Source organism: Spirosoma montaniterrae (assembly GCF_001988955.1).
Classification (GTDB): Bacteria; Bacteroidota; Bacteroidia; order Cytophagales; family Spirosomataceae; genus Spirosoma; species Spirosoma montaniterrae.
Map to the genome: position 1 here is coordinate 4222933 of NZ_CP014263.1, position 12689 is coordinate 4235621.

General features: G+C 54.0%; 11 protein-coding genes and 1 pseudogene. 1 reads left to right on the plus strand and 11 read right to left on the minus strand.

Annotated features, from left to right (window positions below; translation table 11 throughout):
- The first annotated feature begins 48 nt into the window (after positions 1-48).
- Positions 49-450 carry an alternative ribosome rescue aminoacyl-tRNA hydrolase ArfB gene (gene arfB / locus AWR27_RS18215; RefSeq protein ID WP_077132512.1) on the plus strand — a complete coding sequence of 134 codons (402 nt, stop codon included), beginning with the start codon at positions 49-51 and terminating at the stop codon, positions 448-450.
- Positions 451-552: 102 nt separating this feature from the next.
- Here the strand turns inward: arfB and AWR27_RS18220 are convergent, their stop codons facing one another.
- The 11 genes and pseudogenes from AWR27_RS18220 to AWR27_RS25835 form a co-directional block, all read right to left on the minus strand.
- A complete protein-coding gene (locus AWR27_RS18220; RefSeq protein ID WP_077132513.1) occupies positions 553-1263 on the minus strand; it encodes a 3-keto-disaccharide hydrolase in 711 nt (236 codons plus the stop codon).
- Positions 1264-1396: 133 nt separating this feature from the next.
- Positions 1397-2398: a hypothetical protein gene (locus tag AWR27_RS18225; protein ID WP_077132514.1), complete on the minus strand. Its 1002-nt coding sequence runs from the start codon at positions 2396-2398 to the stop codon at positions 1397-1399.
- A 112-nt stretch (positions 2399-2510) separates the two neighbouring features.
- A complete protein-coding gene (locus tag AWR27_RS18230) occupies positions 2511-5606 on the minus strand; it encodes an FAD-binding and (Fe-S)-binding domain-containing protein (protein ID WP_077132515.1) in 3096 nt (1031 codons plus the stop codon).
- Between the two features lie 155 nt (positions 5607-5761).
- Positions 5762-6832 (minus strand): DUF4097 family beta strand repeat-containing protein, encoded by a 1071-nt coding sequence (locus tag AWR27_RS18235; protein WP_077132516.1) that lies wholly within the window; start codon positions 6830-6832, stop codon positions 5762-5764.
- Between the two features lie 64 nt (positions 6833-6896).
- A complete protein-coding gene (locus tag AWR27_RS18240; protein ID WP_077132517.1) occupies positions 6897-7790 on the minus strand; it encodes a winged helix-turn-helix domain-containing protein in 894 nt (297 codons plus the stop codon).
- A 27-nt stretch (positions 7791-7817) separates the two neighbouring features.
- Complete coding sequence (locus AWR27_RS18245) at positions 7818-8249, minus strand: hypothetical protein (RefSeq protein WP_157579261.1); 432 nt, start codon at positions 8247-8249, stop codon at positions 7818-7820.
- A gap of 13 nt (positions 8250-8262) precedes the next feature.
- The gene (locus tag AWR27_RS18250) at positions 8263-8670 is read right to left on the minus strand and encodes a hypothetical protein (RefSeq protein WP_077132519.1); all 408 of its coding nucleotides are present in this window, start codon (positions 8668-8670) and stop codon (positions 8263-8265) included.
- A 137-nt stretch (positions 8671-8807) separates the two neighbouring features.
- Positions 8808-11480: an ABC transporter permease gene (locus tag AWR27_RS18255; RefSeq protein WP_198045027.1), complete on the minus strand. Its 2673-nt coding sequence runs from the start codon at positions 11478-11480 to the stop codon at positions 8808-8810.
- Positions 11477-11815, minus strand: coding sequence for a PadR family transcriptional regulator (locus AWR27_RS18260; RefSeq protein WP_077132520.1), 339 nt, complete (start codon positions 11813-11815; stop codon positions 11477-11479). The genes AWR27_RS18255 and AWR27_RS18260 overlap by 4 nt, the downstream gene beginning before the upstream one ends.
- 162 nt (positions 11816-11977) lie before the next feature.
- The gene (locus AWR27_RS25560; RefSeq protein WP_198045158.1) at positions 11978-12160 is read right to left on the minus strand and encodes a hypothetical protein; all 183 of its coding nucleotides are present in this window, start codon (positions 12158-12160) and stop codon (positions 11978-11980) included.
- Positions 12099-12575, minus strand: a pseudogene (locus AWR27_RS25835) (formylglycine-generating enzyme family protein). The gene AWR27_RS25560 and the pseudogene AWR27_RS25835 overlap by 62 nt, the downstream one beginning before the upstream one ends.
- Positions 12576-12689 lie beyond the last annotated feature (114 nt).

A 12689-nucleotide genomic window follows, 5' to 3' on the forward strand; every position in this document is an offset into this window, starting at 1 on the left:
CCGTTGGATTGGTTTTCCTACAAAACCGATTACCTGACTCGATTACGCATGGATGCCACGCGCCTATTACCCGACGTTCAGTATCAGTTTGCCCGCAGCGGGGGCGCGGGCGGGCAGAACGTGAATAAAGTAGCCACAAAAGCCGAATTACGGTTCAGCGTCCGCACGTCAGCTTTATTGACCGACGCTGAACGGGCGATACTGGAAGAAAAATTAGCCAACAAGCTGACTACCGAGGGGGAAATAGTGCTGACGCACCAAACCGAACGGACGCAGTTAGCCAATAAAGAGAAGGTAACGAAGAAGTTTTACCGGCTCATCGAAAAGGCGTTTGAGGTGCCAAAACCACGCCGGAAAACGAAGCCATCCAAAGCCGCCGTAGCGGAGCGCATCGCCGAAAAGAAGCGAAAAGCTGATGTGAAAGAAGGCCGGAAACGCGTTGATTACTGAGATTTTTTAAACGCAGAGGGCGCGGAGAGTTCCGCAGAGAAGGCAGAGAAAATAACTCTGTCTACTCTGCGGAACTCTCCGCGCCCTCTGCGTTTAAAAAAACTATAATTCTCTAATTTTCACGTTCCGATACCAGACGCGCTCTTTGGGGCTGTGGTTTTGCAGTGCAATTTTTCCTTTAGCGTGGGGCGTGGCGTAGGGCCACTTGGCAAATTTGCTTTTGGCAACCCGCTCTTTCCAATCGGGTGAGCCGTAATCGTATTCTACCACTTTCTCACCATTCAGGTAATGCTCGACGTGGTTATTGCTGACCACGATACGGCCCTTGTTCCACTCACCGGCGGGTTTTGTCAGGTCTTTGTTCGAGGGCGGCACCACGTCGTAGGCCGCGCCGGTCAGTTGCTTATCGTCTAATTTTATGAGTTTACCGTCCTTGTCTTTCCATTCGTACCCACGGTCGTCAATGACCTGGTATTCGGGTCCAGACATGTAGGTGGTAGCGATGTCGGGGCTATCGGTCACTTTGTAAATGACGCCACTGTTAGAACCTTTCGGAATTTTGAACTCAAATTCCAGTTCAAAATTTTCGTACTCGTTATCCGTCACGAGGTCGCCCCCGGTGCCATCGGGAGTCATGGCCCCGTCTTCAACGTACCAGCCAACAACGCCGGTTTTGTGGTAACTGTGCCAACCTTTAATCGTTTTTCCGTCGAACAGCGACGTCCATTCACCGGGTTTTTCTGACGGCACAGTAAAGCCCAGCAATGCGAACAGACTGTACATAGACAGTTCAAAGATAAGTATCTTTTTCATATAAGGTTATTGGTTTTGGGGTAAAGTTAGCAATTCTTTAAACGCAGAGGGCGCGGAGGGTTCCGCAGAGAACGCAGAGAAAATAACTCTGTTTACTCAGCGGAACCCTCTGCGCCCTCTGCGTTTAAAACACCTAACTTGCCATGTCGCGGGCGGCCTGGGGGTCGTTGTATTTGCGGTCGAGACCGTCGGTCGATTTCTGGTCGGAACGGTCGGTGCCAGCCACCATATCCTGCGCGGTAATGCTGCTTTCGTCCATCAGTTCGCGGGGCAGTGCTTCGGCCTGCCGGGCTTCTTCGGGACGTTCGCCGGGCTGGTATTCGTCGGCATCGCGGGCGTTTACGTCGTAGGGTCGGGCCGAGTCGCCCGTGTCGGGAGCTTCAGTCATGCCTTCGTCAGGACCGGTGCCCATTCCTTCATACTGATTGCCTGGCACAGCTTCACCCGGTGTGGGTTCGCCGGGCGAATCCACGCCGGGTTCTACCTCACTATTTGCCGGAAAAGCAGCGGTGTAGGTAATAAAACCCGCGTTGATTTCGTGTGACCGGTCGGGCTGGCTGGGTTCTTCGATTTCCGGCTTATCGGGCGAAGGTTGCCCCGGCAAATCAGGAATTTCAGGACCGGGCGTTGGGTTGTAGGGGGGTGTTTCGGGAATGCCCGGCACGGGTTCCATCGGGTTTGGCGTACCAGGCGTTGGTGGAATCATATCGTTGCTGAACGTATGCGTCGGGGTCGCGTTCTTATCAGCTTCGGTCCGGTCGGTATCTTCCGAAGGCAGCCCCGTATTTACGGTTGAACCCGCATCAGGATTGCCCGTTATTTCGGCAACGGCAATAGGGTCGTTTGGCATCACGCTGGGGTCGAACTCATTGCCCGCCCGCAGAGCCGCTTCAGAGTTCTCGTACTTCTTCTCAGTATCGCCGGTCAGCGCGCGTTCTTCGTCGGAGCCGAGCCGGATGCGCGGCATATCGTCGGAAACGTCATCGTCGGTATTGCCCATCGGCGTCAGCTTACCGTCGACTAATTTCACCATATTCGTTTCAGCCTGACTCGTACTGAACATGGTTTCGGCATGTTCGCTGGATACGATGTCGGCCTGTTGTGCGCCATCGCTGAGGTTTGCATTATTTTCCATAGTCGTTGGGTTTTGTAGTGCTTATGGAAAACCAGCCGGAGCCGAAAAGGTTTGTAATGCGGCTGGAAAGCCGCCTTGCATTTCACCGTAACAAGGCGGCTTTCCAGCCGCGTTACACGAGGGCATCGAACAGAATTTCGGCGGGGTGCCGGGCATGTCGGCCTGTACCGTCTTTAATCTGGTGTCGGCAGGAAGTACCAGGGGCCGCAATCAATACGGACGCATCGAATGCCCGCACGGCAGGAAACAACACCAATTCGCCAATCTGCATCGACAGGTCGTAATGCTCGGTTTCATAACCAAACGACCCGGCCATACCACAGCATCCCGACGGAATTACATCAACCGTGTAGTTCCGGGGCAACGACAGAATCCGCTTGACCGGCTCCATTGTAGACAGGGCTTTCTGATGGCAGTGACCGTGAACGCTCACCTGCCGGGCATCGGTCGTAAACGAACTGGCAGCAACGCGACCTGCTTCAGCTTCACGAGCGAGCCATTCTTCAAACAGAAACGTATGTTGAGCAATGCGCTGAGCATCAGCTTTCAGGTCGGCGGGAACGAGGTCGGGATATTCGTCGCGGAAGGTCAGAATAGCCGACGGTTCCAGCCCGACCAACGGCGTTTCGTCGGTAACGAGGTCGCGAAACAGCGTCACGTTGCGAATAGCGATGGCACGGGCATCCTCAACCAGCCCCTTCGACAGATACGTGCGACCACTCTCGGCATGGTCGGGCAGTTGCACCGAATACCCCAGCCGACGAAGCAGTTGTATTGCCTTCTGCCCAACGCTCACGTCGTTATAGTTGGTAAACTCATCGAGGAAGAGATACACCCCACCCCAACCCCTCCCCGTTAGGGAGGGACTTAGCCCAGATGCTTCCAGCGGAAGCCCCTCCCTAATGGGGAGGGGTTGGGGTGGGGTGTTCCTAAACCACTTTCTCACCGTCGTTTTTCCCAGTTCGGGCATGGTGCGGTCGGGGTGGAAGCCAACGATTTGGTTCGCGATTCGGCGGAGGGCGGGCGTGTCATAAATGGCATTGTAGGCCCAGGGTGCTATGCTGGCGAGCCGCATTAGCTTCGTGAAATTACCAACCAGCCGCGCCCGGAGCGGAATACCGTTTTCGCGATAATACTGCTGCGTAAACTCGGCTTTCATGCGCGTCATGTCTACGCTGCTGGGGCACTCTGATTTGCAGGCTTTGCACGACAAACACAGATCAAGTACGTCTTTTACGGCAGCAAAATCATGGTCGGTTGGCTGTTGGGTATTCGAGTAAAAATGCCGGAGCATATTGGCCCGCGCTCGTGTGGTGTCGCGTTCGCGCCGGGTAGCCATAAAGCTGGGACACATCGTTCCGCCCGACAGGTGGGTTTTGCGGCAATCACCCGAACCGGAGCATTTCTCAGCCAGTTCAAGCAAGCCGCCATCTTTCGAAAAGTCGAAGAGTGTTTTCGGTTGCGGCATCACAACGTCGGCCTCCGAGCGCAGGTGCTCGTTCATGGCCGGTGGGTCGATCACCTTGCCGGGGTTGAAAAGATTGTGCGGGTCCCAGAGATATTTTACGTCTTTGCACAACTGGTAATTTTCTGGTCCGAGCATGTAGGCGATAAACTCGCCCCGCAGCCGCCCGTCGCCGTGTTCGCCCGATAGCGAACCGCCGTATTTTTTCACCAGTTCGGCAGTATCCTGCAACAAGGCCCGGAATTTGGCCCGCCCCTCGCCCGATTTCAGGTTGATGAGCGGCAGTGCGTGAATTTCGCCCGCACCCGCGTGGGCCGAATATTCGAGTTTCAAGCCGTGCCGCTCCCAGGCCATCTTATCCAACTCATCGATGTAATCGGGCAGGTCGCGCACATCAACCGCCGTATCTTCGATTACATTGGCAGGTTTGTCGTCGCCGGGAATATTGTACATGATGCTCAACCCGGCCTTACGGAGTGCCCACGGCTTTTTGGTATCGTCGCCAAACAAAACCGGGTACGCATAGCCCAGCCCCTTCGCCCGCAACGCCGACACGAACTTCTCGGCCCGCTGTCCTACGCCCGTCAGCGTATCATCGAAAAACTCGACCATCAGAATCGCCTTCGGATCGCCCTGTACGAAACTGCGGTTTTTGGTTTGCTCGATATTAGTTTTGGTCAGCTCAAGAATATAATCATCGACCAATTCAGAGGCCGAACAGCCGTGTTCGAGGGCTACTAAATTGGCTTCGAGTGAGTGTCGGATAGTCTCAAAATGTCCGCAAACCAACGCTACCTCCTTCGGCGGCAAGGGCAGCAGATTTAGTTTGGCTTCGGTGATAAAGCAAAGCGTTCCCTCCGAACCGGCGATGAGCGGGGCGAAGTTGAACCCCACCCCCGTCCCCTCCCCGTTAGGGAGGGGTGAAGCCTGTGAGGCTTCGCGTTCCTCACCCCTCCCTAACGGGGAGGGGACGGGGGTGGGGTTCACAAGCGCATCGAGTGCGTAGCCTGTATTTCGGCGCGTAACGGTCGGTTTGGGATAGCCGCTGATGATTTGCTGCCGGATTTTTTCGTCGGAAAGCCAGTCGCGAAACTGAGTGTAAAGCCGCTGTTCGAGCGGGCTGGCAACGTTTTCGCCCCGGCATTTGGCGTCGAATGCCTCGCGGCTGAGCGACCCGAACGTAACCTCGGCCCCGTCGCTCAAAACGGCCCGAACTTCGAGCAGATGATCGCGGGTGGTGCCCCAGCAAATGGAATGCAGTCCGCAGGAGTTGTTACCAATCATGCCACCAATCATGGCCCGGCTGGCGGTGCTGGTTTCGGGGCCGAACAGCAGTCCATAAGGCTTCAGGATGGCGTTCAGGTCGTCGCGAATAACGCCCGGCTGAACGCGTACCCAACGCTCGGCGGCATTGATTTCCAGTATCTGCCCAAAGTATTTAGAGATATCGACTACAATACCGCTGCCCACTACCTGCCCGGCCAACGAGGTGCCTGCCGCACGCGGAATCAGGCCAACCGGCGTTCCGGCAACACGATTAGCCTGCGCGAACCGCACGAGCCGCTTGATGTCGGCCACGGTTTTAGGCAATGCCACCGCTACGGGCATTTCCTGATATACCGACGCGTCGGTAGCGTACAACAGTCGCTGGGCCGTGTGCTGGGGCGACTCATCGAAATACAGATCGCCCTCGAAATTAGGCAACAGGCTGGTAAAATTAGGTTTATCGGGCAGGCGAAACACGGCTCTACAGGTTTTTAGGATGGAACACGGATAATACGGATGTTACGGATTTACACAGATTTTTGATTTTAATCTTTCCGTGTAAATCCGTAACATCCGTATTATCCGTGTTCCATCCCAAAGGTACGAAGAAAGGCGTTTAGCCCGACCTGCCGTTACTGGTTGAGGCTCACGCTGCCCGAACTGGCGGTGATGTTGACGGGAATGCCGCCCCCATTGAGCTTGCCGCGAACCCGGTCTTTTTCAATGTCACCTTCAAAACGCGCCAGGCGTTCGGGCATATTCACGCGGTTGCCGCTCAGGTTCAGGTCCATGCCCTTGTCTAATGGCATCTGTACGCGTACACTACCCGCCGTGGTGCTCAGGCGAACATAACTGCCAAGTTTCGCAATGCTTACTTCTACACTGCCCGCGCTGGTGCTGGCGTCGATGCTACCCGCTACGTTGGCAAGCCGGATACTGCCCCCCGACGTACCCGCTTTCAGATCGCCGTTGAGGTTGCCGCCCCGAATGCTGCCACCGCTGGTTTGCGCGTCAACGTCGCCTTTGAGGTCGTTGAGTTCAATGCTGCCGCCCGACGTGTGCAGGCGCATTTTTCCCGACGACTCTTTAGCCCGGATGCTGCCGCCACTGGTTTGCAGATCGAGTGTGCCGGCGTTGCTGCGGCAACGGTCGAGGTTGATGCTGCCGCCCGACGTCTGGCCGTTAATGTCGCCTTCAACATCGTTCAGGTGCAGGCTTCCCCCGCTGGTGCGGAAGCGTTGTTTGCCGCTTAGGTTTGCCAGCCGGATACTGCCCCCCGACGTATTCAGGTTGGTCGATACGGCGCGGGGCGTGTAAATTTTGAAGCCAATGCTGAGCGAGCGTTTCCAGTCGTTGCCATTTCCCCGGCGTTTGGCTGTAGCGACAATGGTGCTGCCCTCCTGCGTGATGGTGATGTCATAATCGCGCAGGCGTTGTTCTATTTCTTCTTTGTCGAGTTTGTTGATGCCGTTCCAGTTGTTGGGCCGGACAAACATTTCGACTTTAGCATTCATGTCGGTGCCGCCCTCTACGGTCAGACTTCCGCCCGACGTTTCGGCCCGCACGGCGTCGATACGGCCCGAAAAGGTTTTGGTCTGGTACGGCTCGTCCTGGTCGTTGCCATAGCGATTGGCGGGGGTAGCGTTGATGAAGAACAGGCTCGTGCTGGTGAGCAAGGTTAAGAGAAACTGCGTGCGTTTCATGATGATAGGTTTATGTTTTCGGGAAAGATGCGGGAAAATCCCGGAGGGTTGCATGGGTTTATAGTTAGGTTTCGTTTTGCACCTCAAGCCGATAGCCGATGCCGTGAATAGCCACAATCCGTAACGACGGGTCGTGCTGAAGCAATTTACGCAACCGCGACACAAACACGTCGACACTGCGGCCAACGGTGATGCCTTCGTCTTCCCAAACGGCTTTCAGAATGGTTTCGCGGTCGAGAATCTGGTTGGCATGATCGGCAAACAGCCGCAGTAGTTTGGCCTCACGGTAGGTAAGCGTATGCTGATGCGAACCCGACACAAGCGTTTGCCGCCCGACATCGAAAACAGTATTCCCGAAGCGTAGTCGATTATCAGCCAGCCCGGTAGGTTCGGGCAACGGCGGTAGTATGGGTCGTGGGCGGGGCCAGCCAATCAGCAGTAAGCCGCTCAAAAAACTTCCTGCCAGCAATACCCATCCACTTCGGCCCGGCCCGGTGGGTTCAGAGGCATCGAACGATACTTGCAGCGCGTAGCAACCCGCTGGCATAATTCGGCCCGTGCAGGGCACCTCTTCGTTGGGCGTCAGTTCGTTCACAATATATCCTAACTGCAACGTGCTGGTAGCGCAATCGAGTACTGCCACGTGATAATTGCCGCTGATCTGGTAATGCCGGAACGAATCACGCAAAAGCTCCGGCAGTATATCGTAGCTGAAAGCCTGATTCAGCGGCAATCGAAACGTGTGGCTATTGACCTCCTGAACCGGCTGGATACGCGACGTCGAGTCGCCGATTGCTCGTAATAGATGATGCGCTGTTCGGCGCAGAGCCAGATTAACTTTTTCCGACGGGCGTGGCGTATGGGTATCGGCCCGAACGAACCGAACAAACAGCAGCCCGGCCAACACCAGCAACAGGCCACCTGCCAGACGACGAAACAAGATCGAACCCCACCGCATATCGTTACTCAATCGACCAGAACGTACTCAACAATTATCCTCCGGCAATAACCAGTTGAACGAATGTAGTTTTAAAACGTGTATAACCTGCTGCCCGGCCTGAGTACCTGCCAATTCGAGCACCAGTTCGTCGCCCAGCCGGGCTACGGGCAATATGTCGTGCAATTGAGCTGAATAAACAGCCCGCGTGTCGTCGGATGCGCCGTAGCGAATCACGGCCCCGGCCCGCCGGAGGTATACCCGAAACGGCAGCGGCTTGTGGGGTTTTGAGGCCGGGTCTCCTTCCATCCAGGCCAGCACGCCCCGGCTGTTCAACGGTAGCATGTTCACGTGAATCGGATGCCCGTTCAGCGTCAATAGATTGCCGTTCATGGCCGATTTCAGTTGGGCAGAACTGGTCTGTGCGACTACCCATAGCAGGATTACACTATTCAAAGCAATTAATAGGCTGCGTTTCATGATTGGGCAGATGTTATTGAACCAGAATTTCATGATGTGGTAGTGCATAACGGCTATCTACGGTCAGCAGCACGATATGATCGCCTTTCTGACATTTAGCCAGTACGCTCTGAACAGGCACCTGCCGATACGTTCGACCCGAAAACATTGTCAGTGTTTTTGTGGCCCCATCGCGGATAGCAATCTGAAAATCAACCTTATCGACTGCCTTATTTTCAGTGGGCGACAAGTCTACGGTATATACAGCAAGTTCGCCGGTGGCGGTGTCGGGCAACCGGCATTTGCCAGTAGTTGTATACGCATCGACCACCATCTGTTTGCCGACAAAAGCGGCTACGCACTGACTCGGTCTTTCCTGCGCGAGTCCGTTCTGCACAATGGCCCAACTGCACAGGAGCCACATAAAGCAACGTGTTTTCATCGGTTTGTTTTTTTGAATGATACGTTGCAAACGTACAAGGCAGCATCGACAGACGTGTCAATTACGTGTAAAACATTGTAAAGCAATTGTAAAACTCTGAAAATTACCTGATTTTCAGAGTTTTGCCAACCCACTCATTACTCACTCCGCAAACTTTTCACCGGGTTCATCAACGCGGCTTTAATGCTCTGGAAGCTGACCGTCAGCAGGGCAATGCCAATGGTCGATAAACCAGCTAACAGAAAGATTTCCCAGCCCAACGGAATGCGATAAACAAAATCGTTTAGCCAGTTGCTCATTAAGTACCAGCCAATAGGCGCGGCTATACCAAATGAGATGAGTACCAATTTGATAAAATTACCGGCCAGTAAGCCAAGTATACTGTTCAGGGAGGCCCCCAATACTTTCCGAATGCTGATCTCCTTACTACGTTGCTCGGCCATGAAGGCAGAGAGGGCAAACAAACCTAAGCAGGCTATCAGAATAGCGAGTCCGGCAAAACTGCTGAAGATACGCTGGGTTCGCTGGACATCGTTGTACATGGATGCATACTGCTCATCGAGAAAGCTGTATCGAATGGGCTGGTAGGGCGAGAACTGCTTCCATACGTTCGTTACGGATTGGAGGGTAGCCGCCATATCCTGGGTAGCTACTTTGACCAATATAGTATTAGGGCTACGTCCCAGAAATAAACCCATGGGTTGAATCTTCTCTTTGAGGGAATTAAAATGAAAATCTTCAACAACGCCGATTACCGTCCAGCCGCCCCGCCAGTTAAAAATGCGCTGCCCAATGGGGTGGCGTAAATGGAGTGCCTTCACTAATGATTCATTAATGATAACCGACTGTGAGTCAGTAAGCATCTGAGCAGAAAAATTTCGTCCCTGCACCAGTTTCAAGCCGAGCGTCTTTACATATGCATCGTCTACGTTCCAGTGTTGACTGCTTACCTTTTCATGGTCCTGCATACCCTGCGTCCACATGCCCCCGTTATTTCGTTTAGTACCCTCGACGGGCAAAAAACTACTAACACTGGCCTGTTTTACATCGGGTAAACGGAGCAGTTCGTTTTTGAACGGGGTCAGTTGGTTCGCCAGCGTGTGGGTTCCCTGAAGAACCAGGACCTGCTCTTTATCAAAACCTAATTTTTTGTTCAGTATAAAGTGCATTTGCCGGGCAATAGTGAAAGTCCCAACGATAAGAACAGTCGAAACGGTGAACTGAAAAACAACCAGTAAACTGCGTGTAGATGCGTGCTTACTGCCCCGGCTCACTGTTCCTTTCAGTACCTGCATCGGTTGAAATGCAGACAGATAGAACGCCGGGTACAGACCTGCCAGCAACCCCAACAGCAACGTACCGATAGCCAGCACGGGAAATAGCCACCATTCACGCCAGGGAAAAACCAGTGATTTGGCAACGAGTCCGTTGAAATACGGAAGCAGCAGGTTGGCCAGCAGCAAGCCCAGAACAACCGAAACACTACTGAACAGCAACGATTCGGTCAGAAACTGCCCAATCAGACTACGACGCAGCGAGCCGACCACTTTACGCAAGCCGACTTCTTTGGCGCGATTAGCAGACTTCGCCGTCGAGAGATTGATAAAATTGATGGACGCGATGAGCAAGATAAATAAGGCGATGGCACCGAACAGCCAGATGTATCGAATATCGCCATGCGGCAGCCCGTCCTGCACCCGATCCTCATTCAGGTAAATCGCACGGACGGGCTGTAGTTTGAACCGAAAACTATTGAGCCAGGCCATCTCTTCATGGTTAGCTCCCTCCCGACTGGCGGCAGGCATAAAGTATTTTTTTACTACCCCCGATAATTTGTGTTCCAGTTGCCCGATATCGGTGCCAGAACGAACCCGTACGTAGTTGATATAATTGCTGTTCCGCCAGTTGGTTTGCTCACCTTCTCCAAATTCCTTACCGGCCAGGGTCATCAAAAAATTATACTGGAAGTGCGACGTAACCGGAAAATCTTCGATCACCCCACTTACTCTGTATTGCCGTTGCTTGTCGTTATTCAGGATAAGCAGCTTACCAATTGGGTTTTGACCGGGGAAGTAGGTGTCTGCTTTGCGCTTAGTAATGACAATTGTGTTTGGCTCGGTCAGGGCCTGCTGCGGATTGCCCTGGAGGAATGGTAGTTGGAGAATGCTGAGCAACTCCTGACTCGCATAGACAAACCCATCGTCGTGGGTGCTTTCAAGAGCATCGCTTCGCCGGACCTCCTGGCTACCCGCGCCAAATACCTCGACGGCATTGTAATGGCCAACCTGCTCAAATTCGGGATATTCGGCCTGTAAGGTACGTGCCAGGGGAGCCGGAAAATGCACTCCACTACCGACCTCTCCCCGGAAGGATGAAAACTCGAGAATACGGTAAATACGATCACCCGCTGTGTAATGCTGGTCGTAGCTGACCTCCTGTCGGACGAACAACGCAATTAACAGACAAGCGGCAACACCAGTTGACAGTCCGCCAATCTTGATCAACGAGTACAGCTTTTCCTTCGCTAAATTCCGCCAGACGATTTTAAAATAGTTACGTAGCATAGCCAGAGTCAGGGTTGAGGGTTGTTGATAATAGTCTCGCTTTCGTTTCCGCCTACGCACAAAGGGCGGCAGCACCGACAGTACATTGAGCACGTAGCGCAACGTGGCCTGCGTTTTGCCCCCGCGTGCATAGTCGTGCGCGTAGAGTTCGTCTAAATCCCCTTCGACTTCTTCGAGCGTGTCGTCAGGGTGGAGCCGGGTCAGCAGCCAACGTGCCCAGCGCGGGGGTTTCACGTCCGATTTCATAGACCACCGAGTCGAAGCGTACCGGGCGGAACCAGTTGCCAGAGTTCCTGGCGGAGTTGTTGCACTTCCTGCAAGGCCCGGCTGCCGAGGGCCGTTATGTGAAACAGTCGCTTACGCCGACCGCCCCGCTCGGCGGTGGCCCCACCTAATTCCGACTTTACAAATCCCTTTTCTTCCAGCCGGATGAGCGTGTTATGCACCGAGCCAAAGGCAACCACCCGACCTGTATGCTCTTCAATAGCCTGACTGACCGTAACGCCGTAAGCATCCCCGTCTAAGATGGCGACCATCAGCAGCACGACCTCTTCAAATTCGCCCAGATACGTTCGGCGCATAGTGCGTTAGGATTAGTTTATATTTTCTCGTACAAATCTGCGGCCAAATCCAATTGTGGCCGTTTGGAGCCAGTCAGAGCCGTTTTTACTTAGAAACAAGACACCGATTGTCCGTTTTTGGACAATCGGTGTACGACGATGGACAGTGGTCTGAACCGTATACTATTCACTCCGCAAACTTTTCACCGGGTTCATTAGCGCGGCTTTGATGCTCTGGAAGCTGACCGTTAGCAGGGCAAGTGGAACGGCCTCTCGGTAGCCCCTTCCTACGGGAACCTGACTGTCATTGAGCATCAGTCGGTGAGGTTCGGGCGACTCTAAAGCCCACGCTGTCGCGTCTTTCATCGGGAATATACCCGTCATTCCGCAGGGCCGAACGCATAAAGTCGGGGTTATAGGTAAAAGAACCGCCCTTTCTGGGACGCTTATAGTCTTTGGAAACCGTCAGTACGCTATCTTCTACGTCCACCCAAATCGTATCGCCTGATTCAGACCGGTAGTGCTTCACCCCATCCTGTCCCCACTCCCACACGCTGCCATATAGGTCAAATAGCCCAAAATCATTGGGTTTAAGCTAGCCCACAGGCCAAAGCCGTTCGTTAAAGGAAGTACCTGTGTACCAGGCATAGTCGTTGAGCAACTCATCGGATTGCCCAAAAAAACGAGACGTGGAGGCTCCGGCTCGGCTTGCGTATTCCCATTCGGCTTCGGTCGGCATTCGATACCCGGTGCGATGGAAATAATTGGCGGGCAAGGTCATGCCTTCCTTGATTTCGGCCAACGTTGGATAACACCACTGTTCTTTGGGGATGCCCTCCTGCTCACGGGTAAAAGTGGCTGGATGCTCCCGCCCTTAGGCGGGGGAGGAAAGCCC